The following is a 26895-nucleotide window of genomic DNA, read 5'->3' on the forward strand; positions in this document are numbered from 1 at the left end:
GTTTTATATACAGTATATTTAATCATCATCGTTAACGGGAGGGCGCATGAAAGAGAACATCCTGCACAAGCTGACGGTTTTGGCCGAATCGGCGAAGTATGACATCTCCTGCTCCTCCAGCGGAACGACGCGGAAAAACCAGCCCGGCACCCTCGGCAATGCCAGTGGCTGGGGGATCTGCCACAGCTTTACTGAAGACGGCCGCTGTGTTTCCCTGCTGAAAATCATGCTGACCAATTTCTGCCTGTATGACTGCGCTTATTGCATCAACCGCCGCAGCAACGACGTAGAGCGGGTGGCGCTGACGCCGGGGGAGTTGGTGGAGCTGACCATCGAATTCTACCGGCGCAACTACATTGAAGGGCTGTTCCTCAGCTCGGGCGTGATCAAAAGCCCCGACCACACCATGGAAAAAATGCTGCGGGTGGTGAAATCGCTGCGTCAGGATCACCACTTCAACGGCTACATCCACCTGAAAACCATTCCGGGCGCCAGCCGCGAGCTGGTGTTGCAGGCGGGGCAGTACGCCGATCGGCTCAGCGTGAATATCGAAATTCCGGGCGAGCAGGAGCTAAAGCGTCTGGCGCCGGAAAAAGATCACCAAAGCGTTTACCGGCCGATGCATTTTATTCAGCAGGGTATGGTGCAAAGCCTGGAAGAACGGCGCAAATTCCGCTCGGCGCCGCGTTTTGCTCCGGCAGGACAGAGCACGCAGATGATCGTCGGCGCCAGCGGGGAGAACGATCGCGATATCCTGATGCTTTCTTCGTCGCTGTATCAGCGCCAGAGCATGAAGCGCGTTTATTATTCGGGCTACATTCCGGTCAACACCTACGACAAACGCCTGCCGGCCATCAAGGCGCCGGAGCTGAAGCGCGAGAACCGGCTTTATCAGGCGGACTGGCTGATGCGGTTTTACCAGTTCGGCGTGCGGGAGATCGTCGACGAACAGCATCCGTATCTCGATCTGGATATGGATCCCAAACTGGCCTGGGCGATCCGCCACCCTGAGTTTTTCCCCGTTGACGTTAACCGGGCGGACTACGCCGCGATCCTGCGCGTGCCCGGCATCGGCGTGAAGTCGGCGAAAATGATCGTCAGCGCCCGGCGACACGGACGCCTGAACAGCGACGGATTAAAGAAAATCGGCGTGGTGCTCAAGCGCGCCCGCTATTTCATTACCTGTCATGAACTGCCGCTGCATACCATTCATGAAGCCACGCCGGAATACGTGGCGAACGTGCTGCGCGACAAACCGGCGGTGGCGAAGGAAGAACGCCAGCTGGCGTTCAGCTTCGGCGACGGTGCGGCGGGATGAACGTTTTCTGCTACGACGCCACCTATGATGGGCTGCTGTGTGCGGTGTTCGACGCTTATCGTCTGAAGCTGTATCCGCAGGCTTTGCACGGCGAAGGCGCGATTCTGCCGATGTTTGCTGAAGTCGTACATACGGTGGTGACCGACGGGGAAAAGGCGCAGCGGGTTTGGCGGGCGCTGGAGAAAAAGCTGTCGCGGCAGGCGCTGAACCACATCATGTACGTCTGGCTCTCGGAGGAACCGGGGGCGGATATGCTGATTTTTCGTTATATCCGTAAGGTGGTGGATTCCCCCCGTTCGATAGAAACCCACTTCGCCGACGACGACGTGACGCAGATGTTTAAAACGGCGCGCAAAGTCAGCAAAGATCAGATGTTCATCAAACAGTTTGTGCGTTTTCAAAAGACGCGCGACGGCATCTACTTTGCCGCAGTATTTCCGCAGTACAACGTGTTGCCGCTGGCGATCGCCCACTTCCGCGATCGTTTCGCCGATCAGCAATGGGCGATCTATGACGGCAACCGCGGCTACGGTTTTTATTACAACCTGCACAGCGTGGAGGAGATCGTTCTGGATCAGGAAGAAACGATGACCAACGGCCGGCTCAACGCTGATTTGCTGGCGCAGGATGACGCGCGGTTTGAGGCGCTGTGGCGCAGCTATTTTAAGGCGCTGAGCATTAAGGAACGTACCAATCTGCGTCAGCAGCGGCAGTTTATGCCCAAACGTTTCTGGCGTTATTTACCGGAAATGCGTGACAAAGCCATCGTTTAGAACCGCACGCGTGAGTCGCTTTTCCTGTGCTTATTGGGTAACTTATCCGCATCACGGATAAAGGGATTTCAAGATGAGAAAAATAGTTATCGCGTTAGGATTGCTGGCGGCATTTTCCGCTCAGGCGGAAGAAGGGGCACTGAAAGAAGGCGTTAAAAGCACCGTTTCCGGCATCATTTCTGCCGGAAAAGATATGATCAGCGGTGCCAAGGACGGCATGGATGACGGCCGCAAGAGCGGCGACAGCGTGGACGGCGCCATCCTCGTTAACGATCGCGACAGCCTGAAAAAGTACCTCGGCATTTCTGCCAGTACGGTGGAAAAGATCGGCGAGCAGGAATACCGGATTACGCTGGCGCTGCGTAACGAAACGGACAAAATTGTCCGTTTGACCAACTTACAGGAACGTAAATCGCTGCAACTGCTGGATAAAGAGGGCTTCGTCGCCTATCTGAAAATGCCGCATCCGGACGTAACGGTGCCGGAAAATGCGGCGATACGCGAACGTTTTGTGTTCGCGCAGCAGGAAGATACGCCGGTAACGCTGCGGATTTACGGTATGGATATTCCCCTGCCGGCGGTCAAAGCCGGCGAAACACCGAAACAACCCTGATAAATTCTGTTCCCCTTGCCGTGTCCGCAAGGGGAACGCCTTCCCCTTAACGTCTGCTCACGCCTTCATAAATCAACTTTAGCGCAAATGCGCCGATCACCACGCCGATGACCCGGCTGGCAATACGCTGCACGCTGGCGTAGGAACGCCGTACCGCCGGCAGGGAAAACGCCTGGCTGAGAAAGATACGCCAGATCACCGAGCTGAGTACGATACCTGCCCAGGCCGCCAGCCTGGCCCAGGTAGGCGTATCCACGCTCAGGGTGACGGAGAAAATACTGACAAAAAACAGCACGGTTTGAGGATTAGAGAGATCGGTGATCAGCCCGCGCCGGAAGAAAACGTACCACGGCGCAGAAAGCGGCTGTTGCAACGTCGGGGACTGCGGCGTTGCCTGTTTATGCATGCTGTTATAGGCAAACCAGAGCAGGTAAGCGCCGCCGGCGATTTTGATGACGGAGAAAACCCCTTCGCATTGGGTGATCAACGTCGCCATGCCGAACAGCCCCAACCCTGAATAAAGCGCGTCGCCCAGCGCTACCCCCAGGCCGGTGATGACGCCGGCGCGCCGCCCGGAGGCCAGGCTGGTTTGCACCACCACGAACAGGTTGGCGCCGGGGTTGAGAAAAGTAAGCACGAACAGGCCTATTGTCAGGGTTACCGCATGCAGGGGGTCCATAGGGAGGTGTCCTTTGGTATTACCTTGAATTAACGTCAATCATATTGACTGCGGAGCAGCGGTGATGCGAGCGGAATCAAAAAAACGGCGCCACGAAGGGCGCCGGAGAAGAGTAGGCATTACTTCAGTTTGATAAAGCAGCGGCGGGCGGCGTCGATAGTGCGCTGAATGTCTTCTGCCGTGTGTGCCAGGGACATAAAGCCAGCCTCAAACGCGGAAGGCGCCAGATAAACGCCTTCTCCCAGCATCAGGTGGAAGAAACGCTTAAAGCGTTCAACGTCACACTTCACCACGTCCTGATAGCAGGTCACGGTAGGTTGGTCGGTAAAGAAGAGGCCGAACATACCGCCGACGTGGTTCACGACCAGCGGAACGCCTTCGGTTTTCGCGGCCTGTAACAGGCCATCGGCCAGCATGTCGGTCAGTTCGGTCAGATGAGAATAGATGCCCGGCTGGGAGATTTCCGTCAGACAGGCATAGCCGGCGGCCATCGCCACCGGGTTGCCGGACAGGGTGCCGGCCTGATAAACCGGGCCGGTCGGGGCCAGGGCTTCCATCACGTCGCGACGGCCGCCGAATGCGCCGACGGGCATGCCGCCGCCGATGATCTTGCCCAGACAGGTCAGATCCGGTATTACGCCGTAGTACTCCTGCGCGCCGCCCAGCGCCACGCGGAAGCCGGTCATGACTTCGTCGATGATCAGCAACGCGCCATATTTATCGCACAGCGCGCGCAGGCCGGGCAGGAAGTCCGGCTGCGGCGGAATGCAGTTCATGTTGCCGGCGACCGGCTCGACGATAATGCAGGCGATTTCAGACGGATATTGCTCAAACGCCTGACGTACGGAGTCCAGATCGTTATAGGTACAGGTCAGGGTATGCTTGGCGAAGTCCGCCGGCACGCCCGGTGAGTTGGGCTGGCCCAGCGTCAGCGCGCCGGAGCCGGCTTTCACCAGCAGGTGGTCGGCATGACCGTGGTAACAGCCTTCGAACTTGATGATTTTGTCCCGGTGGGTAAAGCCGCGCGCCAGGCGAATGGCGCTCATGGTGGCTTCGGTGCCGGAGTTGACCATGCGCACCATGTCCATGCTGTCCACCAGATCGGTGACCAACTGAGCCATTTTGACTTCCATCTCGGTGGGCGCGCCGAAGCTCAGTCCGCGCTCTACGGCAGCCAGCACGGCGTCGCGGATCGCCGGATGATTGTGGCCCAGCACCATCGGCCCCCAGGAACCGACGTAGTCGATGTAAGCCTTACCGTCAGCATCGTACAGATAAGCGCCGTCCGCCCGCTCGATAAACAACGGCACGCCGCCAACGCCGGTGAATGCGCGCACCGGTGAGTTAACACCACCCGGAATTAACTCTTTAGCCTGAGCGTACAGACTCTCCGATTTACTCATGAATTCACTCCTGAACTATGCTGTAGGGGATTTAAGAACGTCGCTATTCTAAATGAAGTCGCCCCGCAGGTGAAACCGGCGTGCGTACGGAACCGGGACAGCGAACCGCCGGCGGAGTAGAATAGCTGCCGTTTTTGTGATTAATGGCCTGACATCCTTTCATGACAATGCATCCGGAACGACAAACTTCTCTGCCTTCTTCTGAACGCCTGCGCCGCAGCGACGTGGTGCTGCAACTGATCCGCCGCGATAAAACGCCGGTGGCGATCCTTATTATGGCCGCTCTGGTCGGTACGCTGGCCGGTCTGCTCGGCGTTGCTTTCGAGCGCGGCGTGGACTGGGTTCAGCAGCAACGGCTGTATACGCTGGCGCAGGTGGCGGACGACTGGATCCTCGTTTGGCCGCTGGCGTTTATTTTATCCGCGTTATTGGCGATGTTCGGCTACTACCTGGTACGTCGCTTTGCCCCGGAAGCCGGCGGTTCGGGGATCCCTGAAATTGAAGGCGGGCTGGATGAGCTGCGGCCGGTGCGCTGGTGGCGGGTGATCCCGGTGAAATTTTTCGGCGGCCTGGGGACGCTGGGCGCCGGCATGGTGCTTGGCCGCGAAGGGCCGACGGTACAGATGGGCGGGAACGTCGGGCGTATGGTACTCGACCTGTGCCGCGCGCGCGGCGCGGAAGCCCGTCATACCCTGCTGGCAACCGGGGCGGCGGCGGGGCTGGCCGCGGCGTTTAACGCGCCGCTGGCGGGCATTTTGTTTATTCTGGAAGAGATGCGTTCACAGTTTCGCTATAACCTGATCTCGGTGAAGGCGGTGTTTATCGGCGTCATTATGTCGAGCATCGTCTTTCGCTGTTTTAACGGCGAACATGCGGTGATTGAGGTGGGCAAACTGGGCAGCGCCGGGCTGAATACGCTGTGGCTTTATCTGATGCTGGGGATGGTGTTCGGCGTGGTGGGCGTTTTGTTCAACCGCGGCGTGCTCGGTTCTCAGGCCCTGTTCCGGCGTTTTTACGGCAATGACTGGCGTAAAATGGTGTTGACCGGCGGGGTTTTGGGCGGCCTGTGCGGCATCCTCGGGCTGATTCAGCAGGAAGCGGCCGGCGGCGGTTTCGCCCTGATCCCGATTGCGGCGGCAGGCAACTACACTTTCGGCATGCTGTTGTTTATTTTTATCGCGCGGGTGGTGACGACGCTGCTGTGTTTTGGTTCCGGCGCGCCGGGCGGGATTTTCGCGCCGATGCTGGCGCTCGGCACCCTGCTGGGTACGGCGTTCGGTACGGCCGCCGCGCATTATTTCCCGCAATACGGCATCGATCCCGGCACGTTCGCCATCGCGGGGATGGGGGCGCTGTTCGCCGCCACGGTGCGCGCGCCATTGACCGGCATCGTGCTGGTGCTGGAAATGACCGATAACTATCAGCTTATTTTGCCGATGATCATTACCTGTCTTGGCGCTACACTATTGGCTCAGTTTTTGGGGGGAAAACCTTTGTATTCGAGTATTCTGGAATGCACCCTGAAACGGCAGGAGCAGGAAAAACAGGCAGCGGAACAGGCGGCCAGGGAGGGAAAAGAACTGTCTGGCGCGTGATGAATACTTGAACGATTTACTCAGGTATTAGATAATTGGTTCCATTGATCACAATGCCCCGCACCCGAATCTGCCGGCACTGTGATGTTGAATACTGGTTGGAGTGACAAAATGAGTGAAGAAACAGCGCTGCCCCTGCAATTTACCGACGCCGCGGCAAGCAAGGTGAAGCACCTGATCGCGGATGAAGAAAACCCGGATCTGAAGCTGCGCGTATATATTACCGGCGGCGGATGCAGCGGGTTTCAGTACGGATTTACCTTTGACGATAAGGTGAATGACGGCGACATGACCATTGAAAAACAGGGCGTGACGCTGGTGGTTGATCCGATGAGCCTGCAATATCTGGTCGGTGGTTCCGTCGATTATACCGAAGGGCTGGAAGGCTCCCGTTTTGTGGTGAATAACCCGAACGCGAAAACCACCTGCGGCTGCGGTTCCTCGTTCAGTATTTGATCCCGCCCTGCCACTTGTGCTGATACGAAAGCCCGTCTGAAACGGGCTTTCGTCATTTCAGGCTTCCGTGTTAACCATCCAGCGGATGCCGAATTTATCCGCCAGCATGCCGAAGCCCGGCGACCAAAATGTTTTACCAAACGGCATGGTGACGTCGCCGCCTTCCGATAGTTGACGAAACCAGGTTTCGCCCTGTGTCACCGTCGGGGCGATAAGGCTGAGAGAATAGGTAGCGACGGGCGGCGGCGGGGCGCTCAGCCCATCGCTCATCATCAGAATGCTGCTGCCGAGCCGGATGGCGGCATGCAGGATTTTGTCAGGATCGGTCATCGGGCACTGTGCGTTTTCCGGCGCTTCGCTGACGCGCATCAGTTGAATGATTTCGCCACCCAGGGCGGTGTGGTAGAAATTCAGTGCCTCTTCGCAGTTACCGTAGAAAAAAATGTAGGGTTGAATTTGCATGGCAGTGTGCCTCGCGGGGATTGTACCTATGGGTCGATGGCGTGTACAAAAAATCGCCACAACACTCAAGTGTAGCGGCGATTATCCCCGGCTGCCATGTCCTAGTTTTCCAGGGTGAAGGTCGGCAGTTTCAGATGCCAGCGAATGGCGGCGAGGCGAATGCCAAGCGTGATCATCATGCCCAGCATCATCGCCTGCTGGAGCGGCATACCAAACGTAGAATACGCGGTGACGTGCACCATTCCGCCGATGATGCAGGCGGTGGCGTAAACTTCGGTCCGCAGGATCATCGGGATCTCGCGCGCCAGTACGTCGCGGATGATGCCGCCGCCGACGCCGGTCATGACGCCCATGCAGACGGCCACCAGCGGCCCGGCGCCGCTGGCGAAGGCTTTATTCACGCCGATGCCGACGAACACCGCCAGGCCCACGGCGTCCAGCACCGGCAGGATCCACTTCGGCAGCCGGCGCGGCTGGCGCACCAATATGATGGTTATCATGCAGGTAACCATCGCTACCACCAGATCGGTCGGATCTTTCACCCAGAATACCGGGCCGGCATCCAGCGCCATATCGCGGATGGTGCCGCCGCCCACGGCCGTAACTACGCCCAATACCAGTACGCCGAATGGATCCATGCGCAGCTTGCCGGCCAGCAGAACGCCGGAAACGGCGAAAACAATGGTTCCTAAAATATCTAACCAATACACCAACATCAGTGGGACTCCGGAGGCAGGGTAACCTGTGATAACTGATGACATAGCTGCCGTGCTGCCAGGACGATGCGTGGGCCGCTGCGGTTCAGCCAGTCTTCGGGAACAGCGATAACGGGCACCTTCATCTGAGGTGACCAGAATTTTATGACGTTGCCTGTTTGTTTCTCATCCCCGGCGATAACGATGGCCTGCGGTTTACGCATCAGCACCTGTTCACGACTGACCTGAGGCCAGGGCGCCGGGCTGTCGGCGAAAACGTTGGTAGCGCCGCACAGTGCCAGCACATCGCTCTGCAGCGTGTTCTTAGATGCGGTGAATAACGGCTGGGTGCCGAACTGCATGAATACCCGCACCGGGTGAACGGTGGTATAGCGCTGTTTCAGCCTGGCGACCTCCGCGCGTAGTTCGTGCGCGGCATTCTTCGCCATTTCCGGATGCGGGCTGTATTGCGCCAGGTTTTCCAGATCGTCGGCAATGTCGTCGATATAGCGGGGATCGGAATAAAAAATGGGAATTCCAAGGGCGGCGATCTGATCCAAAACCCGCTGCGGGTTGCCGCCGCGCCAGGCCAGCACCAGATCGGGCTTCAGTGCCAGCAGGCGTTCAAGGTTAATCCCTTGCCAGGACGCCACCTGTTCCAGCTGTTTGGCTTCAGGCGGGTAGTCGGAGTAAGCGCTGGCGGCGATCATGCTCCCGCCCAGCCCGGCGGCATAGGCCAGCTCCGTGGTATGCGGAGCGAGGCTGATGACGCGCTGGACGGCGGCCGACAGCGGCTGACTCAGCAGCAGGGCACAGATACAGAGTAAATGCGCAGTAATGTTCCTGGTTCTCATGGTGTAAATCGCTTGCAATGCCGTTATAGCCGAACGGAAGGTTCTCAATATTATTACGATCATTATTATTATCAGCCGGCCCGCAGGCCGGCAAAGTCCTTTTAAATTACCGGGGTCAGGCGCCGGAAGCCAGTTCGCGCAGCATGGTCTCCACCATCAGGGTCGACTGTTTGGCCGCTACGGCCAGAAACTCATCAAAGCTCAGGTGCGACTCTTTGTCCGCGACGTCGGAGATGGCGCGCACGACGACGAAAGGAACGCCGAATGCATGACAGACGTGGCCGATGGCCGCGGCTTCCATCTCGACCGCGGCGACGGACGGGAAGGTATGGCGGATGCGTGCCAGCGGTTCGGCGCCGTTGATAAAGGCATCGCCGCTGCACACCAGGCCACGTACGGCGTTAAGGCCGAGCTGGCTGATGCAGCGTTCTGCCAGGGCGATGAGCGCGGGGTCGGCGGCGAATGCGGCGGGGCAGCCGGCCATCTGGCCCGGCTCGTAGCCGAACGCCGTGACGTCGGCGTCGTGATAACGCACTTCGTCGGACACCACGATATCGCCGACTTTCAGCGTTGCGGCCAGGCCGCCGGCGGAACCGGTATTGATAACGACGTCCGGACGGCAATGTTCCAGCAGCAGCGTGGTTCCCATTGCGGCGGACACTTTACCGATTCCCGACTTCAGCAGGGCGATGTCCACGCCGTTCAGGGTTCCGCTGTAAATTTCACAACCGGCGCGTTTCAGCGTCTGGCGGTTCTCTATCCGATCGCGCAGCAGCGTCACTTCCTGCTCCATTGCGCCGATAATGCCTACTTTCATGATGATACCCGTGGTTAAGTGAGATGATACGCAGATCGACAGATCCGTCGCGTAGTCTATCATGGAGAGGGCGTGAGAAGCGTGCTATCGTGCGGATGTTACGGAATTCGTGAGCCGTAACGATATCGCCGGTAAATTGTCCGCGATCCGGCTCCGGCCCGGCGCGGAATCACATTCGACAGAGGGATGACATGACGGTGAATTTCGGGAGCAAATTTAACTATCAGCGTTTCTACAGCGCGCCGTTCCAGACGGAGGATGAATACCATATCGTTCGCCAGTTCGAGAGCGACCGCGGACGCATCATTAATTCCGCCCCCATTCGCCGCTTACAGCAGAAAACGCAGGTCTTTCCCCTGGAGCGCAATGCCGCAGTGCGCAGCCGGCTGACGCACTCCCTGGAAGTGCAGCAGGTCGGGCGGGGGATCGCGAAAGAGATCATTCATCGCCTGAAACGTCAGAACCGCCTGGAAGAGCTGGGGCTGGCCGGCTTCCTTGACCCGTTTGAAAGCATCGTCGAAATGGCCTGCCTGATGCATGATGTCGGTAATCCGCCTTTCGGTCATTTCGGCGAAGCGGCGATCAATGACTGGTTTTGTCGTCATTTGGGGGTGAACCTCGGCGATCGTGCGCGTAATAATGAACAATGTCAGGTTGCCTTTCTGCGCCGCGATCCTGATGGCGATGACGCGGTGAATACGCTGCGTAACCGTATCTGCATCGATCTGTGTCATTTCGAAGGCAACGCCCAAACTATCCGTCTGCTGCATTCGCTGCTGAAACTGAACCTGACGTATGCGCAAATCGCCTGCGTACTGAAATATACCCGTCCCGCATACTGGCAGGGGGATTTGCCGGACGGGTACGACTATCTGATGAAGAAACCCGGCTATTATTTGTCGGAGGAAGCCTTTGTCCACAAGCTGCGTAACGAACTGGGCATGGCGGAATTTCATCGTTATCCGCTGACTTACATTATGGAAGCGGCGGACGATATCTCCTATTGTGTTGCCGATCTTGAAGATGCCGTTGAGAAAAATATTCTCACCGTGGAGCAACTGCGCGCTTGCCTGGAGCAGGAGTGGGGCGAAGTGACGGAAGGGGATTTGTTCGATACCACCGTGATGGATGCCTATAATCAGCGGGAGCGCCGTTACGGCCGGCGCAGCGAGGACGACGTTTTCTTCATGTACCTGCGGGTTAATGTGATGAAGAACCTGGTTCCTCATGCGGCAAAACGTTTCGTTCAACATTTACCGCAGATTGTTGAAGGCAGCTTTAATCAGGCGCTGCTTGAAGGGCAGGAGCAGCCTAACCGCTTGCTGCAAACTTTCAAAGAGGTGGCGTTCAGGCAGGTGTTTAACCACCCTGAGGTTGAGGAACTGGAGTTACAGGGATACCGGGTTATCGGCGGCCTGCTGGATATCTACAGCCCGCTGCTGGCGATGCCCCTGGCGGATTTTCGTCAGTTGGTTGAGGATGATCGCCATCGCGGATATCCGATAGAAACCCGCCTGTTTCATAAACTCTCGCGTAAGCATCGCCTTGCCTATAATGGCGCCATTGAGGGGCTGCGCCATTTGTCCGCTCAGCAGCAGGAGATCCGCGAATATTACTATCGCGCCCGCCTGATTCAGGACTACATCAGCGGCATGACCGACCTCTACGCGTATGATGAATATCGTCGGTTGATGGCGGCGGAATAAGGTTTCGTTGAGTTTTGTAAAGAACGGCTATAAATTTTTACGCTTCCCTTACCGTGATGCGGTGAACTTCACAAAATTCTGCGTATCTGAGTAGTTACGAAGTCACCGTATATGACGGGTGACGCGCAACAAACCGTTTTATGTTCTTGAGAGAAAGACGAGCTATGAAAAAATCTGCGTTGGTATTGAGTGCAGTTGCATTGAGTTTAAGTCTGGCGATGGGACCTGTGGCGGCGAATGCGGCGGAAACCGCGTCGGCGACCGGCGCCGCGCAGCAGCTACCGAGCCTGGCGCCGATGCTGGAGAAAGTGATGCCTTCCGTAGTGAGCATCAACGTTGAAGGAAGTGCGGCGGTCAATAACCGTATGCCTCAGCAGTTCCAGCAATTCTTCGGCGACGACTCTCCGTTCTGCCAGCAGGGTTCACCGTTCAGCGGTTCTCCGCTGTGTCAGGGCGGTGGCGGCGGAGCGCCAGCCAAAGAGAAATTTAAGGCATTGGGATCCGGGGTGATCATCAATGCGGAGAAAGGCTACGTGGTGACGAACAATCACGTGGTAGAAAATGCCGACACTATTCAGGTGGTACTGAGCGACGGACGTAAATTCGAAGCGAAAACCATCGGTACCGATCCGCGTACCGACATTGCGCTGATCCAGCTGAAAGATGCCAAGAACCTGAGCGCAATCAAGATGGCGGACTCCGACCAATTGCGCGTGGGTGACTACACGGTGGCGATCGGCAACCCGTACGGGCTGGGCGAAACCGTGACCTCCGGTATTGTTTCCGCACTGGGCCGCAGCGGCCTGAACGTGGAGAACTATGAAAACTTTATCCAGACCGATGCGGCGATTAACCGCGGTAACTCCGGCGGCGCGCTGGTCAACCTGAACGGCGAGCTGATCGGCATCAACACTGCGATCCTGGCGCCGGACGGCGGTAACATCGGTATCGGCTTTGCTATTCCCAGCAGCATGGTGAAAAACCTGACGGCGCAGATGGTGGAGTTCGGTCAGGTTAAACGTGGTGAACTGGGCATTATGGGCACCGAGCTGAACTCCGAGCTGGCGAAAGCGATGAAGATTGACGCTCAGCGCGGCGCGTTCATCAGTCAGGTGGTGCCGAAGTCTGCCGCTGCCAAGGCGGGCCTGAAGGCCGGCGACGTGATTGTTTCCCTGAACGGCAAGTCGATTTCCAGCTTCGCCTCCTTCCGTGCAGAGATCGGCACTATGCCGGTCGGCAGCAAGCTGGCGCTGGGCATCATTCGCGACGGCAAGCCGATGAACGTGGAAGCTAATCTGGAGCAAAGCCAGCAGTCGCAGGTTTCCTCCGGCAATATCTTCTCCGGTATTGAAGGCGCGGATCTGAGCAACTATGCCGCGGAAGGCCAGAAAGGCGTGAAAGTGGACGAAGTGAAGAAAGGCTCCGCCGCTGCCCGTATCGGTTTGCAGAAAGGGGATATTATTCTCGGCGTGAACCAGCAACCGGTTGAGAACCTGGGCGAACTGCGCAAGATCCTGGACTCCAAACCGCCGGTGCTGGCGCTGAATATTCGCCGTGGCGACAACTCGATTTATCTGCTGATGCAGTAATCTCCTGTAGCGGGAAGAGAAGCAGCAGGCCGCCCTTCGGGGCGGTTTTTTTATGGGTGGGATAATTCGATAAAAAACATAATCAATGGGGAGATTTTGTTTTCTGCTACTTATAAAAAGTTAGTATGGGGTGGTTGCTTCCAGCTTTCCGTTATTGCTTTTCAGAGTAAAAGTTGCGTTAAACATTCTCACCATCGGTATAATCCCCTGTCTATTTTTTGATGGTGACTCAAGGATGACCATAAAATGGTATGACTTACTGGCTTCAAACTTATAGCCAAAGTCTGATACACACTCATCAGAAGAGACCGGCATACCTAGATTATGTTTATACGAACTATTTTTATCATTACCAACTTCACCAATACTGATTGTCGCTATCTGCTCATCCTCTTCTGGCTGAACCTTAATACAAACACTATTATTAACTATGGTTACAGACGATTTAAGCTGAGGCGGACTTGGGTCATTAGTATGCATACCACAACCCGCAAGGGAAAAAGCTAGCAGACTCATAAATAAATTTTTTCTCATTGTCAGCCTCGCTGTTTAAAAAAATCAGAAAGCGTATACTCATACAGCTCAAAAGTATTTTTATCACTAACGCCTAAAAATCGGACTATCCTGAGTTTGGCAAAATCTAACCATTCTTTATTTCCGTGTTTTTTCCATAGCCAGTAATCAGCGATAATAGAAGCTTGTTGTTCCATTCCGTAATCTTTCAACTTTTTCTTGCCATCCAGGCGATAGCGATAATCAACTACACCACTAAAGAGTCCGCGGGTACGAACCCACATCCCCCTCTCACGTTGCCATACATGGGCCATTTCATGGACGAATGTGTGTCTGCTGCCGATGGTAGCTGCTGAGAAGTCGGGTTGGTATCTTTCACTCCTGAACCACAACTCACCATTGGGTGCCATTGCTGTGTCTTTAGATTGTGCCCCAAAAGGGAAATAACTGTCGCAATGCACAACAACTTTCTTATAATTGATCGTATTTCCGTATAGCTCCCTTGCCATTTCTATCTCACCAATAGTTAGCGGCCGTACTGTTCCTTCCTTGTGTTGTTGTCCCATCAAAACATCCCTTAATCCAGAAGAAGCCAATAATGAAACTACATTATTATTTATAAATCCACCTGTTATTTCTTAAACATAACTGATGGAATCAACAACTGGGAGCAGCTTCTCAAATTGTACGTGTGTAGCGGGCAGTTGTATCTGCTGACTATGTTCTGCTGTGCCCAACGACTATCCGAACTAGTGATAGCCCGTTCTGTTCTGGCTTACTCCATAAAGATCCTTTTATATCAGTGCATTAATATCTTTTCTGTGGCGGGATCTCCCTGCTTAGATAACACTGTAGACATAAGAAATGCTTCAGTATAGTGTTAAGCACTGTACGGTTATTCAATCAATAAAAAGGATTTTTATGTCAAGTATCATCTACATGCGCATCAAGGGGAAAAAACAGGGGCTGATTTCTGCTGGTTGTGGCTCGTTTGATTCTATCGGCAATAAATACCAGGCAGGTCACGAGGATGATATCTTCGTCTTGTCCTATCAGCACCTTACCACCCGTTCTCAACATGTGAATCACCAACCTGTACTCATCCTTAAACTCATAGATAAATCATCTCTATTAGTAGTCTTTATATTATTGGAGGGCAACTTGCTAGAGCTGTGTATAGATCGCGTCAACTAATGATGGACGATTCTTCATTATATTGGCGCTTGAGGGCTGAGGGGGATTTAGACTTACTTTATTTTGCCGTTGAGAGCTATGCTGCGCCATTTGTAAAAGTGATTCAAATAAAAAATATTGAGCCAGAGATTTTTAATGAAATAAACGATCATTTTTTAGGGAATATATCATGATAATAAAGTTGATGTTGCGTTTTTTTATCTTTATGTTTCATCTGCTATTTGGTTATATAGCTGGTGCTTGTGCACTCATTGTGCTATTTTCGTATTTTATTTGGCATGATGATATGGAAGCATTAATGCTATATGATTTTTCCTTTATTGTCATTGGTATAGCAAGTATGTATTTGGGTAAAAATCTTGAGAGGTTTGAAATTTATTTAATCGGAAAAGGTTTGATTGATCCTAAGAAGGAGGATTATCGGCCATATTAGAAAATATCTTTATCTATGGACTCTATAGCTGTAGCTACCATTTCAAATAGGATGTTATATCTAGATATATTGGGTGAGGCTGTTCAGATAATTCCATGGGAATAACTCGCTCTTCATGGAGTCACTAGCCATATTACATCCTGTAAGTAGGCAAGTGAGAGAGAATATGTAAGTATCCCGCATAGCCCAACTTATTGCCACACGTGTGTTTATTTATTATATGATGCAGGCGGTACCCCATAAATCAACTTGAGGTGGCCGGTTAGAATGTCCAAACAAAGGAGAATGGACGCAAATGAATGAAAGCTCCGAGCATGTAACAATCACTGGCTATTTAACTTTTAATGGGGATGGACGGACTCCGGATATCATTGGGCAGACTTGTAGCGGTCTCGTTGTTTGCCAGTACTATGAAGGAACTATATTGGCAGATCCGGCTAATGTAGTGTATTTCCAGTTCGGGGATTATTGGTATAGCATCTGCTTTGAAGCGGCAATGGTATTCTGGCGACATAAAACTCAGATCGGAAGCTCTGTCAATTCTACGCTTTTACATGGCACCATATTCAACGATTTGTCAGAGCTGGAAGGTGTGGCGGGCCACCAACTCGTTACAATCGACTATAACAGTACACCTGAAGGCAATGTGAACGTTAAGTTCCTCTTTGACAGCGACACCATTTTTTCCCTTGACTACGACAGCAGCACTGATTCAACTAAGATATCTGCTGATAGCCCATCTCGTCGGGGCTGACTCTTCTTCCGAAGTGATATTGATCAATGCTGCTCAAGAATCACACCATTCCGTTAACTATTCTTATGTACATATTTTGTTAATTAGCATAGTATGTCATAAGTCAATGGATGATAAGGGAAATATTGTGAGCAGAAGTACTCTATTCTCAAAGGTATTCAGATCAACCTCTGGCATTCTGATGCTGGTATTTCTGTTGATCGCGCTATTTATACTAATAGACTCCTTTCCTATGATTTCCGAGGTATTTAGCATAGGTGGATTCACCCCCTATACCTCAGGGGTTTTAGTAGGTAAGTTTCTTTTTATTGTGATATCGTTTTTTATTTCCTACTTTTTCTTTAAAAGATTAAAGAAAAAATAAAGGGGCTATTGCAGCCCCTTATTTACTAACTCAAATACCTCATTCCAAGCAGCCGGGTTTCTATTTTTCAATTCAATGGCCTGTAAAAATGGCTTTGTTTGAGCCTCTACTAAAAAAAAGAACAGATCCAAATCTCCACTCATCCGCAGCCGGTTATATATAGAAGGAAAGCGGTTGCGTAACTCCTCAGATGAATAGATAGCACGGGAAACAGAGGAGCCAGCACTAAAGACGCTTGAAAGTCCAGCACCAAACACAAGATTGGTTAAAAACTTACTCGTAAACAGGCTTGCTACTTCTGTTATTAATACTGTTTTGGTTATATATCCCCCGACCTTTTCGCCAGCTTTTTTAGCTAGAACAGTCGAAAGCTGGTCTTCTGAGAGCCTATAGGTGTACTCATCTATGATTATCTCAATGATCTTTGTTAAATCGAACTTCGTCACGCCTCTTTTCATCCGTGCGAACATTCTAATACGTTCTTGTTGATTCCGCCCTCGATTCTCTGTATCAAAAAAATCTATTCCGAGATAGGCAATATCAGTTGTAGTATTAATAAATGTCGTTCCTACGCTATAAAAGAAAACATCTCGATTGTTTTTCTTCTTATTGCCGATGACATCAAGAATAGCTTCTGCAATTTGCTGTGGCGTGCTCATAGAAATCCATTCCAAAAGTTAACTCAATTTCACATATAAGCATTTTTAAATTTTTAACTCAACAGGAGCTTACTTAAATATACTACTACTGAGAGCAACTTCTCAAATTGTACGTGTGTATCGTGCTGTTGTACCTGCTGACTGAGTTCTACTGTGTTAGCTCTCTCAAACCTGCAACACGTTTCTGAAATTCCTTTACAGACATAGGCCCGCTCTGGACTAGCGGGATGTATGGGGATAGCCGAGACATCGTAGCCTCAGTTGTTTTGAGAGAATCTGTTCCCAACGCTTGACGAAAAAAACTCCCGCTCGGAAGACGGAAGTTTATGTAAGAGGTGCTACCGCGTGTGGTTGTAAACTTTGGTTTGTTGTACACCTTCTTGTTGCCCATACTTTTTTAATATCATATAGATATTAAATAATTAAGAGTTAATACATTGATTTTATATGTCTCATCATCCCCCTTCGGGGTGGTTTTTTTATGGGGGAAACTTTACCGATAAGTTGTTGAGTGCTGGACATAACCAACAACATGATAGCCCGTTCTGTTCTGGCTTACTCTTTTATATCAGTGTATTAATATCTTTTCTATGGCGGGATCTCCCTGCTTAGATAACACTGTAGACATAAGAAATGCTTCAATATAGTGTTAAGCACTGTACGGTTATTCAATCAATAAAAAGGATTTTTATGTCAAGCATCATCTATATGCGCATCCTATATTGGAAACTTCGGGCTGAAGATGGTCTGGATTTGTCCTATTTTTTAGTAGAGAGGCAGGTTACTCCTTTTGTGAAAGTTATCCAAATAAAACAAACTAACCCAATATTATTTAATGAGATAAATGATAATTTTTATCTAGGGAGTGGGGCGAAAAATAAAATCATAGAGCTGCTTTTTTTATTAGTGATTTAATATTAGGTTGTTTGATGTGGTTTTGCATTGCTTTAGGCTTTGCCTCATTATTTGTATTTAGAGAGAATTTGCGTGATTTATTTATACTGAATAGCATTCTTATTTTTAGCGGTGTTTTAAGTTGGTGTTTTAGAGGTAAACTGAAGAAATATAAAATCCATTTTGTTAATAAGGGTGTTCTTCCTCCTAAAAAAAAGAAAATTACAGATCTTACTGAAAGGGTTTCAATGTGTTACGACTATCAATGGGGTTAGAATGAGAAATAGAATAATAGGTGTGTTGTTTTTTGTTGTTAGTCTTTTGCTTAATTATTTTATGGGGCTGAGTGTGGTCGCGATTGTCATTTCATTCTTTGTATTCAAAGATTCTCCCCATAATATCGTTATTATGTGTTTAATCATGCCCCCTGTTGGGCTTTTAAGCTGGTATCTCAGAAGAAGGTTGAGTGAGCATAAGGCTCGCTTAATCGCTAAGGGAATTCTTATCCCTAAAAAAGAAAATCACAGACCTTACTAAATAGAACCTCAGTGTCCGCCCATACAACTTGCGCCTGAAAGCAAGGGTAAAGGCGGTTGCTGCTAATAGCCGGCGTATATTGACCGGCAGCTTTTTATCAAGCCGCAGGAGAATAAATGTGCACCGGGTTAAGGTGCGAATTCCAGGTAAAAAGTTCGGAAGGCGTTTCTCAGTTCCCCTGTGGGCTCAGGTAACCTGGCTTTTTCTGCCGCTTTCATGGCTGCCTGACACAACCCGATATCGCCGCTTTCATAGGTAGCTAGCCTCAGGTCCATATTTATTTTCAATGAACAGGTTTTTCCCTGCCATTTAGACGGCTCGTAGAAAGAATATTGAATGGTTGTACGGAGTAACGTGGCGTATTCCTGTATGTCATTCCCCGTATACTTTTCGCCAAAATGTATAGGGACACTGCTGCCGGGTAGCAGTACCTTCTCCGTTTTTTGTTGTTGGCACCCGGCAGAACTAATGCAAATAAACGCTGCAAGTAAGCATCTGATGATTTTCATGTTGTCGTCCTGTCGACAGAATTCCCTGACGTTGAATTTGCACAGGATAAACGTTTCGCTTCTCTGATTCTGCCGATATACAACAAAATTTAATAAAAAACGCCCGGCGAAATCCAAATCTCGCCGGGCGTGTTATTCAACCATCTTTAATGCGCACCGCCCCCGCCGCCTCCGGCGGTGGTAAACGGCGGTTTGGCGAACCACACCAGCACCAGCAGCGCCAGGAACACCCCGGCAGAAATCCAGAAGATTTCATTCGCGGCAATAATCAGCCCCTGATTGGTGATTTGTCCTGCCAGATAAGCGGAAGACTGGCTGGAATTCATGCCCATCTTTTCCAGCTCGCCATACATCTGCTGCGCCAGCGGATTATAAGGATTCACCGCCTCAGCCAACTGGGAATGATGCATCGCCTCGCGCCGTTCCCACAACGTTGTGGTGATCGAGGTACCGATAGAACCGGCCAGGGTACGGCAGAAGTTGGTCAGGCTGGACGCCGCAGCCAGGCGCTCCGGCGGCAGTCCTGCCAGGGTAATGGTGGTCAGCGGCATGAAGAAGCAGCCCACGGCGAAGCCCTGAATAAACTGCGGCCAGGCGGAAGCGCCGAAATCCATCGATGGCTCGAATGTGTAGGCGCGCCAGTAAAAACAGACGGCGTACATGATAAAGCTGAATGTCACCAGGCGGCGCATATCCAGCTTGGGCGCGAAACGACCGATGATCGGCGAAAGCAGGATCGGGATGAACCCGACCGGCGCCGATGCCAGCCCCGCCCAGGTTGCGGTATAGCCGAAAACCGACTGCAATAGCTGCGGCAATAATACGATAGCGCCGAAGTAGAGCATATAGGCCAGGCTGGTGCACAGGGTGCCGATGGTAAAGTTGCGCGATTTGAACAGCGACAAATCCACCACCGGATGATCGTCCGTCAGTTCCCAGACGATCAAAAACGCCAGCGCAATCACCGCCACCACGGTTAAGACGATGATCTCATTGGAGTTGAACCAATCCAGCTCTTTCCCTTTGTCCAGCATCACCTGCAGGCTGCCCACGCCGACCGTCAGCAATATCAGCCCGATGGTGTCAATGGGGCGGATCTCCGTACGGGTTTCGCGGCCTTTCAGCGTTTGCATGGCAATCAACACCACGAACGCGGCCAGCGGGATGTTGATGAAAAAGATCCAGCCCCAGTGATAATTATCGCTGATATAGCCGCCGAGGATCGGCCCGCATATCGGTGCGACGATCACCGTCATCGACCACATCGCCAGCGCCATATTTCGCTTGGCGGGAGGGTAGTTGCTCAGCAGCAGGCTTTGCGACAGCGGGATCAGCGGTCCTGCCACCACGCCCTGCAGCACGCGGAAGAAAATCAGCATTTCCAGGCTGCTGGAAATCCCGCACAGCCATGACGCCAGGGAGAACAGGGCGGTGGACCACAGGAACAGGCGAACCTCGCCGAAGCGCTTTGCCAGCCAGCCGGTGATCGGAATAGATATCGCGTTGGCGACCCCAAATGACGTAATGACCCAGGTTCCCTGGGAGTTGGATGCCCCCAGGTTGCCGGAAATCGTCGGAATAGCCACGTTGGCGATGGTCGAATCCAGCACCTGCATAAAGGTAGCCATCGCCAGCGCCACCGTCATCCAGGCAAGACGCGCGCCCTCAAGCGGTTTTTGTTGCACGTTGACCTCTGCCGTCAGTAGTTAGCCCGCGTTCGTCCGGATGATGTCGGCGATAACCTGGTTAACCGGCGCCAGATCCAGCGTCAGCACATTACTGGTATAAGCAGGCGTGGTGCGAGCCTGCTCAGCGAGGACGGCACCTTTTTTACCGGCGGTGTCAACGGTGACCAGCGTCGACAGGCCGATGCGCAGCGGATGCTCCGCGACCTGTTTCGGGTCCAGTTCGATACGTACCGGCAAACGCTGCACGACCTTAATCCAGTTCCCCGTGGCGTTTTGCGCCGGCAGCAGGGAGAAGGCGCTGCCGGTGCCCATGTCCAGACCGGCGACCTTACCCTGATACACCACGTCGTCGCCGTACATATCGCTGACGACGGTAGCGGACTGGCCGATACGCATGTCCGCCAGTTGGGTTTCTTTGAAGTTGGCATCAATCCAGATCTGGTCGGCGGGAACCACGGCCATCAGCGGCGTGCTGGGCGTGATCTGCGCGCCAACCTGAACGCTGCGGCGGGAAACATAACCGGTGATCGGGCTGCGGATTTGAGTACGCTCCAGCGCCAGCCAGGCGTCGCGTACCTGCGCGGCGGCTTGCAGCACCGAAGGCTGTTTCTCCAGCGGCGTATTCAGAACCATGGCCTGATTGGCGTTGTACTGCTGAACCGCAACTTCCAGCGAGGCGCGGGCGCTTTCTACCGCGTCTTTGGCATGCTGCAATTCTTCACGGCCGATGGCGTCCACGCTGCCCAGGATCTGACGCCGTTTGTAGTCGTTGGTCGCCTGGTTCAACTGCGTTTGGCGCAAAGTGATGTTGGCCTGATACTGTTTGCTGTTGATGATTTGCTGGTGAATCTGGCGCACGCTGCTGGCGAGCGCGGTTTTCGCCCGTTCATAGGCTTGCTCCGCGTCGGTTTTGTCCAGGATGACCAGCACGTCGCCGGCCTTGACCAGATCGGTGCCGTCGAAGTTAACCTGCGTCACGCTCCCGGAAACCTGCGCCATTATCTGCACCTGGTTGCCTGTGACATAGGCATCGTCGGTTTCCTGGTGATGGCGTAATACCAGGAACCAGTACACCAGCCAGGCTACGCCGACGAGAATAAACAGGGCCGTCAGGATCAGCAGCCACGTCTTACGCTGCCGCTTTTTGTTGGTCGCTGACGGTTGCGGGGCCTGAGCAGCCGCATTTTCGCTCATGGTGTGTTTCTCCACGTCTTCTTTTTTTATGCTTTCGATTGCGCTGCGGAGGCGTGATAGCCGCCGCCCAGCGAACGGATGAGATCGATTTTGGACTGCAAAAGTACATTCCGTGCATTCATCTCGGCCTGCTGCTGTTGCAGTAATTGGGTTTGGCTGTTCAGCATGGGAAGACGTCCGGTCAGCCCGCTCCGGTATTGCTCCTGCGCCACCCGGTACGCCCGGGCGATGGCCTGTGAAGCCAGTTGTGACTGCTGGTACTGGCGTTCAGCATTCTGCTGCTGTGTGATGGCGTCGGCAGCATCCTGTACCGCGTTCAACACGGTTTGATTGTAAAGCTCCACTGATTGATCGTACAGCGCCGATTCCTGCCCTAATTTACTGCGCAATGCCCCTGCATGAAATATAGGCAGGGAAATTGCCGGTGCAAAGTTCCAGGCCCGGCTCGCTTCTTCGAAAAACGTGGGATTGTCGCCGTGGAAATTGGCGGTGGTCAGTCCGGCGAAGGCAGTAATCGACAGGCTGGGGTAGAAATCTTTACGTGCGGCTTGCACGCTCTGCTCGTAAGACTCGATCAACGCGCGCTGCGCCGTAATATCCGGGCGCTGGCTGAGCAGGTCGGTGGTCAGCGTCGATGGCGGCGTCAGGCGGTCACTCGCCGGCAGCGTGACCGGCCGGACAGCCGTGGCGGCGCCGATGCCTTTACCACTCAGTGCGGCAATCTGATGCTGCAATGTTTCGATGTGCGCCGCGATCTGCGTCAGTTGCTGGCGGTTCAGTTCCACCTGCGCGGCTGCCTGTTGCCAGACTTCTACGCCGACGACGCCTGCCTGATATTGCCGTTGCTGGATGTCGGCCGTCGTCTGGCTGGCCGCTGTCTGCTGTTGCAGCAACTTCTGCAGTTCAAAATCGTTCTGCAACTGGTAATAGGCGGCGGCCAGCGCGGAGGTTAACGTCAGTACGCTCTGCTGGCGTTCTGCCTGCAGGGAACTGACCTGGGCTTTGGCGGCATTGACCTGGTTATGAAATTTCCCCCACCAGTCAAACTCGTAGCTGAAGTTCAGCCCCAACTGATTGGTGGTTTCATACAACGGCTGCGACGGCGCGCCCGGCGCCAGCGGCTGAATGGTATTCTGCGAAAAGCGATCGCGGCGGATACTGCCGTTCAGATCCAGGTTCGGGCCGTTCAATGAGTTTGCCATCCCCACGGCGCTCTGCGCCTCGCGTATCCGCGCGCTCGCCTGTTTCAGCGTGGGCGAATCGCGCAACGCGCCGTCCATCAGCGCATTGAGCTGAGGATCGTTAAACGCCGTCCACCAGGTCAGGCTGACGGGCGAGGCTGTTGCAGAACGGGGTGAAAGCTGTAATTGCTGAGAAGTAATTATTGTGGACTGCGGCCCGATATCATTAGTTGATGCACAACCTGCTAATATCAAAACCGCAGTAAGACAAGAAAACTGCCAACGATATGACAATCGCATATAAGGGTTACCTGACGGAATTACTGATCGAAGCCCGTCTGTTCCATCAGTTCCAAACGCGCCAGCAGCTTGCGCGTTAGTCCTTCCAACTGCTGCTGTTCCTCCGCATCGAGCACGGACCATAAATTATGCAGGGCTTTGTGCTGAGGCGGGAGGATTTTTTCTAAAAACTCTTCACCGGAAGGCGTCAGGTGCAGGTAAAGGCAACGACGGTCGTTGTCGCTTTCACGACGCTCGATCCATCCGCGTTTTTCCAGTTCATCCGCGATGCGGGTTGCGTTGGTGCGGGAGGAGCCGAGTGCGGCACTGAGTTCCGAAGGCTGAATGCTGTTATTTTCCTGTGCTTCCAGCGTAATGAGCGCCATAAACAAGGTTTCATTAATGCCTTGTTCTTTCAGCATCTTGTTACGGTTTTCCAGCAGTCTGTTCTGCATGTGCATGCAGAGCCGGGTAAGCAGAATCTCCTGGTAAGGAAAATCTTTCTGGCGCTGGGCCCGAAAGTTAAGCATTTCTTCGATATGAGAAATCGAGCTTGGCATGTGTAATACCCCATTAATTTCGCGCGGTATAGTAATCATGAGGACTAACAATGTAAACGATTCAGGCGTTAAATTATTAGCTATTTGTGTAATTAGTTAATATCGGTGAATGCAACATCTTGTTATTATTTTTCACTTCAATGGTTTAGTGAAAAAAATTCTTTGTAAATCCTCATGAATCTGGCGATCCGGCAGACAGCGATCGGTTGCGACGCCAACCTGAGGCAGACATAGGGCGTTGGTTTAAATTGCCTTACAGATCAGCGTAGATCGCCTTGCCGGAACGTTAACCGTCAAAACAATATCATGGATTATTAATCATGCGATTATATTTTTGCGATTAATGAATCTGAGTCACCGTGTTGTAGCGGCCTGCCGGGCTGCCCAGCCAGATAAGCAGGTTGAGTACGCTGAATACGGCACCGGCGGCGCAAACGCCCGCCCAGCCGCCATGTTCATAAGCATACGCGGAAGCTAACGAGCCTGTTGCGCCGCCGATAAAATAGCTGGTCATGTAGCCGGCCGTTAAGCGGTTTCTGGCTTCCGGCATCATGTGATAAATCACGCTCTGATTAGTGACGTGTATGCCCTGTACCGCCAGATCCAGCACCACGATGCCCAGCAGCAACGGCCAGAGCAGGTCGGCGCCGGCGTAAATGGCGGCCCACGACAGCAGCAGCAAAACCATGCCGATGCTGGTGGACAGGGTTGCTTTCCCTTTGTCCGCCAGATGTCCCGCCCGGCTGGCGGCCAGCGCGCCTGCCGCGCCGACCAGGCCGAACAGACCGATCACCCCTTCGTTGTAGCCGTAAGGCGGCGAGGCCAGCAGAAAAGCGATGGAAGTCCACAGGATACTGAAGTTGGCGAAAGAGCAGGCGCCGACCAGCGCACGGGTACGCAACACTGGATGAGAGACAAACAGCCGGCAGATTGACGTCAGCAACTGGCCGTAATTCAGATCGGACTTCTGCTGATAGCGCGGCAGGCTGCGCCACAGCACCAGCGCCAGGATCACCATCAGAATTGCGGCAACCCAGTACACCGTGCGCCAGCCGCCAAGGCTGGCCAGGGCGCCGGCGGCGGTGCGCGCCAGTAAGATCCCCAGCAGCAGACCGCTCATGACCAGGCCGACCACCCGGCCGCGTTTTTGCGGTTCCGCCAGCGTTGCAGCCAGCGGAACCAGAATCTGGGCAACGACAGAGAACAGGCCGGTCAGCAGCGTGCCGATGACGATCCAGATAACGTCGGGGGCGAGCGCGGTGATCAGCAGTCCACCCGCCGACAGCAGCGTCATGGTGACGATCAGCCCGCGCCGTTCGAACATATCACCCAGCGGAACGATAAACATCAGCCCGGCGGCGTAGCCCAACTGCGCCGCGGTCACGATCAGGCCGGCGCGGTCGGCCGATAAATCAAAGGCGCGGGCGATGGTGTCCAGCAACGGCTGCGCATAGTAAATGCCGGCGACGGATAACCCGGTCGCGACGGCCATCAGCAGGATCAACGGCGGACGCAGTACGAATTCGGTTTGTGATGGTGGGTTCATGGCATTTTCTATATGCGGAAGTCTTCAGTCGTTGTCGGGCTTGTCGCACCATTGTTTATCTGCATTTATCAATGGATGCGATAGACGTTGTCAGGGTAGTCCGCCGGCGTTTCCAGTACGGTAAAGCGGGCATTGTACTGACTGCGGAACTGCGACAGCTCGGCGGCGTCAACATCCAGCTCACGCAGGAACGTCAGCGTCAGGCGTACGTGCTCCTGAGTCAGCTCCGCCGGCAGGTGCGCCTTACGCAGTACGCCGCGCCAGAACGTCTGGCTTTCGTCCGACGGATTAATAATGAAAGACTGATAAATCAGCAACACCGCCGCGGCGTTGCCCAGATGGGATTCCCCACCCTGCACGATATAGCGGGTAAAATCACCGGCGGCGGCCTTCCCCATCTGATTCAGCAGCGACTCCACGTAAAGCGGTTCGATATTCAGCCGGCGGGTCAGCGCCTGGGCGGCGCGGCGTGTTTCAGAGGTCATTACCCGGAAACCGACAACAAACACCACGGCTATCGTGGCTAAAATTAACCAGGTCATGACATTCTCCGGGAAAACAGGTCGTCACATCATAGGGGAGTGCGCGTGGGTTAGACAATCCCCGGACGGGAATTTAACGCTCTCCCTGACCGGGCTGCGCTTCGCCGGCGGCGGCGCGCGCTTCAGGCTTCAGGCGCAGGGTGCTGATGACGCCGATCAACAGGCAGACTATTCCTGCCAGGGTCAGCAGCGGCGGCCACTGCTGGCGCAGCAGGAAAGCATAGGCCAGTCCCGCCAGAATTTCGAATACAATCAACGGACCGACCAGCGCGGTGGGTAAGCGCTGACTTGCCGCATTCCAGCACAGGGTGCCCAGCCAGGAGCAGAGTAAGCCTATGGCGAGCATTAAGGTAATGAACACCAGCGGCCGGGGGCCGAACGGCAGCGGAAATGATGAACCGCTGAACGCCATCCCGCCCCAGACCAGCACATAGCCGATCAACGCCAGCGGCAGCGTGGCGATGCCCTGCGCGGTAGCCCAGGTGACGGGGCTGTGCTGTGGGTGGGTGCGCAGCCAGGCGGCGTTGCGCAGCGGATACCAGGTCCAGCAGACGACGGCCAGGCAGGCCAGCAGAATGCCGCTGAGGTAGGTCGTCATTGCGGGGGCGGCTGGGGCGAGGCGCAGTTCGGCGGCGTTGACGCAGCCCAGCCCGACGGCGATCAGCAGCAGGGACGGCGCCAGGCCGCGCCAGGGCAGACGCCCGTCCCGTCCGGCATATTTAAGGTTGGCGCACAGGGTAATGACCACCGGCAGCGTGCCGATAATCATGGTGGACACCGGCGCGCCGGTGCGCTGAATAGCGCTGGCGAGGCACAGGTAGTACATCAGGTTGCCGACCAGCGAAAGCTTCAGCGCCTCGGCCCAGTCCGCGCGCGATAACCGGCGCAGGCGACGGCGATCGTACCAGGCCAGGGGCAGGGCGATCAGACCGAAGGCGACGTAGCGACCAACGGATTGCAGGGCCGCGGGGTATTCGGGAACGATGACCGGCCCGACGAAAATCAGGCCCCACATCAGCCCGGCGGCAAGGGCGTAAAGAATGCCGGATAGCATGTTGATTTTTATTCCATTATTGAGCAGGGTGAAC

The 26895-nt window shown here is 53.8% G+C and carries 29 protein-coding genes; 12 read left to right on the forward strand and 17 right to left on the reverse strand.

The genetic code is table 11. The annotated features are described in order from the left end of the window. The first annotated feature begins 46 nt into the window (after nucleotides 1-46). From C8D90_RS13900 to C8D90_RS13910, 3 genes are all read left to right on the forward strand, one after another. Nucleotides 47-1318, forward strand: coding sequence for a putative DNA modification/repair radical SAM protein (locus tag C8D90_RS13900; RefSeq protein ID WP_115459053.1), 1272 nt, complete (start codon nucleotides 47-49; stop codon nucleotides 1316-1318). Continuing rightward, nucleotides 1315-2091, forward strand: coding sequence for a TIGR03915 family putative DNA repair protein (locus tag C8D90_RS13905; protein ID WP_115459054.1), 777 nt, complete (start codon nucleotides 1315-1317; stop codon nucleotides 2089-2091). Before C8D90_RS13900 ends, C8D90_RS13905 begins: the two co-directional genes overlap by 4 nt. Nucleotides 2092-2164: 73 nt before the next feature. Beyond that, on the forward strand, nucleotides 2165-2704 hold the full coding sequence (locus C8D90_RS13910; protein WP_115459055.1) for a hypothetical protein: 540 nt from the start codon (nucleotides 2165-2167) through the stop codon (nucleotides 2702-2704). Nucleotides 2705-2750: 46 nt separating this feature from the next. Here the strand turns inward: C8D90_RS13910 and C8D90_RS13915 are convergent, their stop codons facing one another. Next, nucleotides 2751-3383 (reverse strand): LysE family transporter, encoded by a 633-nt coding sequence (locus C8D90_RS13915; protein ID WP_115459056.1) that lies wholly within the window; start codon nucleotides 3381-3383, stop codon nucleotides 2751-2753. Between the two features lie 119 nt (nucleotides 3384-3502). Continuing rightward, a complete protein-coding gene (gene hemL / locus C8D90_RS13920) occupies nucleotides 3503-4786 on the reverse strand; it encodes a glutamate-1-semialdehyde 2,1-aminomutase (RefSeq protein ID WP_115459057.1) in 1284 nt (427 codons plus the stop codon). A gap of 167 nt (nucleotides 4787-4953) precedes the next feature. Here hemL and clcA point away from each other — a divergent pair, with 167 nt between their 5' ends. Together clcA and erpA are read left to right on the forward strand one after the other, a co-directional pair. Next, nucleotides 4954-6381, forward strand: a complete 1428-nt coding sequence (clcA, locus tag C8D90_RS13925; RefSeq protein WP_115459227.1) for a H(+)/Cl(-) exchange transporter ClcA — start codon at nucleotides 4954-4956, stop codon at nucleotides 6379-6381. Between the two features lie 111 nt (nucleotides 6382-6492). Beyond that, complete coding sequence (gene erpA, locus C8D90_RS13930) at nucleotides 6493-6837, forward strand: iron-sulfur cluster insertion protein ErpA (RefSeq protein WP_115459058.1); 345 nt, start codon at nucleotides 6493-6495, stop codon at nucleotides 6835-6837. Between the two features lie 57 nt (nucleotides 6838-6894). On the opposite strand, the gene C8D90_RS13935 is transcribed toward erpA, so the two are convergent. The 4 genes from C8D90_RS13935 to mtnN all read right to left on the reverse strand — a co-directional run bounded on the left by C8D90_RS13935 (nucleotide 6895) and on the right by mtnN (nucleotide 9665). Then, nucleotides 6895-7299, reverse strand: a complete 405-nt coding sequence (locus C8D90_RS13935) for a VOC family protein (protein ID WP_115459059.1) — start codon at nucleotides 7297-7299, stop codon at nucleotides 6895-6897. Nucleotides 7300-7400: 101 nt separating this feature from the next. Next, nucleotides 7401-8015, reverse strand: a complete 615-nt coding sequence (locus tag C8D90_RS13940) for a TRIC cation channel family protein (protein ID WP_115459060.1) — start codon at nucleotides 8013-8015, stop codon at nucleotides 7401-7403. Next, a complete protein-coding gene (gene btuF, locus C8D90_RS13945; RefSeq protein ID WP_115459061.1) occupies nucleotides 8015-8848 on the reverse strand; it encodes a vitamin B12 ABC transporter substrate-binding protein BtuF in 834 nt (277 codons plus the stop codon). The genes C8D90_RS13940 and btuF overlap by 1 nt, the downstream gene beginning before the upstream one ends. A 115-nt stretch (nucleotides 8849-8963) precedes the next feature. Next, complete coding sequence (gene mtnN, locus C8D90_RS13950) at nucleotides 8964-9665, reverse strand: 5'-methylthioadenosine/S-adenosylhomocysteine nucleosidase (protein WP_115459062.1); 702 nt, start codon at nucleotides 9663-9665, stop codon at nucleotides 8964-8966. A gap of 191 nt (nucleotides 9666-9856) precedes the next feature. On the opposite strand from mtnN, the gene dgt reads away from it, so the two are divergent. Next, a complete protein-coding gene (gene dgt / locus C8D90_RS13955; protein ID WP_115459063.1) occupies nucleotides 9857-11371 on the forward strand; it encodes a dGTPase in 1515 nt (504 codons plus the stop codon). 164 nt (nucleotides 11372-11535) lie between these two features. Further along, nucleotides 11536-12960, forward strand: coding sequence for a serine endoprotease DegP (gene degP, locus C8D90_RS13960; protein WP_115459064.1), 1425 nt, complete (start codon nucleotides 11536-11538; stop codon nucleotides 12958-12960). A gap of 120 nt (nucleotides 12961-13080) precedes the next feature. Here the strand turns inward: degP and C8D90_RS13965 are convergent, their stop codons facing one another. Together C8D90_RS13965 and C8D90_RS13970 are read right to left on the reverse strand one after the other, a co-directional pair. Continuing rightward, complete coding sequence (locus C8D90_RS13965) at nucleotides 13081-13494, reverse strand: putative T6SS immunity periplasmic lipoprotein (protein ID WP_115459065.1); 414 nt, start codon at nucleotides 13492-13494, stop codon at nucleotides 13081-13083. A gap of 2 nt (nucleotides 13495-13496) precedes the next feature. Further along, nucleotides 13497-14039 carry a type IV secretion protein Rhs gene (locus tag C8D90_RS13970; protein WP_115459066.1) on the reverse strand — a complete coding sequence of 181 codons (543 nt, stop codon included), beginning with the start codon at nucleotides 14037-14039 and terminating at the stop codon, nucleotides 13497-13499. A gap of 355 nt (nucleotides 14040-14394) precedes the next feature. Here C8D90_RS13970 and tssD point away from each other — a divergent pair, with 355 nt between their 5' ends. From tssD to C8D90_RS13985, 4 genes are all read left to right on the forward strand, one after another. Continuing rightward, nucleotides 14395-14667, forward strand: a complete 273-nt coding sequence (gene tssD, locus C8D90_RS13975; RefSeq protein ID WP_115459067.1) for a type VI secretion system tube protein TssD — start codon at nucleotides 14395-14397, stop codon at nucleotides 14665-14667. Continuing rightward, nucleotides 14667-14840 carry a hypothetical protein gene (locus C8D90_RS22105; protein WP_162844403.1) on the forward strand — a complete coding sequence of 58 codons (174 nt, stop codon included), beginning with the start codon at nucleotides 14667-14669 and terminating at the stop codon, nucleotides 14838-14840. The genes tssD and C8D90_RS22105 overlap by 1 nt, the downstream gene beginning before the upstream one ends. Continuing rightward, the gene (locus C8D90_RS13980; RefSeq protein WP_115459068.1) at nucleotides 14837-15100 is read left to right on the forward strand and encodes a hypothetical protein; all 264 of its coding nucleotides are present in this window, start codon (nucleotides 14837-14839) and stop codon (nucleotides 15098-15100) included. Before C8D90_RS22105 ends, C8D90_RS13980 begins: the two co-directional genes overlap by 4 nt. A 295-nt stretch (nucleotides 15101-15395) precedes the next feature. Next, complete coding sequence (locus C8D90_RS13985; protein ID WP_115459069.1) at nucleotides 15396-15854, forward strand: hypothetical protein; 459 nt, start codon at nucleotides 15396-15398, stop codon at nucleotides 15852-15854. Nucleotides 15855-16223: 369 nt separating this feature from the next. On the opposite strand, the gene C8D90_RS13995 is transcribed toward C8D90_RS13985, so the two are convergent. After that, a complete protein-coding gene (locus C8D90_RS13995) occupies nucleotides 16224-16877 on the reverse strand; it encodes a hypothetical protein (RefSeq protein ID WP_115459071.1) in 654 nt (217 codons plus the stop codon). A gap of 690 nt (nucleotides 16878-17567) precedes the next feature. On the opposite strand from C8D90_RS13995, the gene C8D90_RS14000 reads away from it, so the two are divergent. Further along, complete coding sequence (locus tag C8D90_RS14000) at nucleotides 17568-17792, forward strand: hypothetical protein (RefSeq protein ID WP_115459072.1); 225 nt, start codon at nucleotides 17568-17570, stop codon at nucleotides 17790-17792. A 644-nt stretch (nucleotides 17793-18436) separates the two neighbouring features. On the opposite strand, the gene C8D90_RS14005 is transcribed toward C8D90_RS14000, so the two are convergent. The 8 genes from C8D90_RS14005 to C8D90_RS14040 all read right to left on the reverse strand — a co-directional run bounded on the left by C8D90_RS14005 (nucleotide 18437) and on the right by C8D90_RS14040 (nucleotide 26861). Further along, nucleotides 18437-18817, reverse strand: a complete 381-nt coding sequence (locus C8D90_RS14005; RefSeq protein ID WP_147291364.1) for a cell envelope integrity TolA C-terminal domain-containing protein — start codon at nucleotides 18815-18817, stop codon at nucleotides 18437-18439. 146 nt (nucleotides 18818-18963) lie between these two features. Further along, nucleotides 18964-20502, reverse strand: coding sequence for a multidrug efflux MFS transporter permease subunit EmrB (emrB, locus tag C8D90_RS14010; protein ID WP_115459074.1), 1539 nt, complete (start codon nucleotides 20500-20502; stop codon nucleotides 18964-18966). A gap of 21 nt (nucleotides 20503-20523) precedes the next feature. Further along, the gene (gene emrA / locus C8D90_RS14015; protein ID WP_115459075.1) at nucleotides 20524-21699 is read right to left on the reverse strand and encodes a multidrug efflux MFS transporter periplasmic adaptor subunit EmrA; all 1176 of its coding nucleotides are present in this window, start codon (nucleotides 21697-21699) and stop codon (nucleotides 20524-20526) included. 26 nt (nucleotides 21700-21725) lie between these two features. After that, complete coding sequence (locus C8D90_RS14020; RefSeq protein WP_115459076.1) at nucleotides 21726-23180, reverse strand: efflux transporter outer membrane subunit; 1455 nt, start codon at nucleotides 23178-23180, stop codon at nucleotides 21726-21728. A 20-nt stretch (nucleotides 23181-23200) separates the two neighbouring features. Further along, nucleotides 23201-23719, reverse strand: a complete 519-nt coding sequence (gene mprA / locus C8D90_RS14025) for a transcriptional repressor MprA (protein WP_115459077.1) — start codon at nucleotides 23717-23719, stop codon at nucleotides 23201-23203. A 340-nt stretch (nucleotides 23720-24059) separates the two neighbouring features. After that, nucleotides 24060-25265 (reverse strand): MFS transporter, encoded by a 1206-nt coding sequence (locus tag C8D90_RS14030; protein ID WP_115459078.1) that lies wholly within the window; start codon nucleotides 25263-25265, stop codon nucleotides 24060-24062. 68 nt (nucleotides 25266-25333) lie between these two features. After that, on the reverse strand, nucleotides 25334-25807 hold the full coding sequence (locus C8D90_RS14035) for a DUF1198 family protein (protein ID WP_115459079.1): 474 nt from the start codon (nucleotides 25805-25807) through the stop codon (nucleotides 25334-25336). A gap of 73 nt (nucleotides 25808-25880) precedes the next feature. Then, nucleotides 25881-26861 carry a DMT family transporter gene (locus tag C8D90_RS14040; RefSeq protein WP_115459080.1) on the reverse strand — a complete coding sequence of 327 codons (981 nt, stop codon included), beginning with the start codon at nucleotides 26859-26861 and terminating at the stop codon, nucleotides 25881-25883. Between the last annotated feature and the right edge of the window lie 34 nt (nucleotides 26862-26895).

This window comes from Enterobacillus tribolii, assembly GCF_003363015.1.
GTDB lineage: Bacteria > Pseudomonadota > Gammaproteobacteria > Enterobacterales > Enterobacteriaceae > Enterobacillus > Enterobacillus tribolii.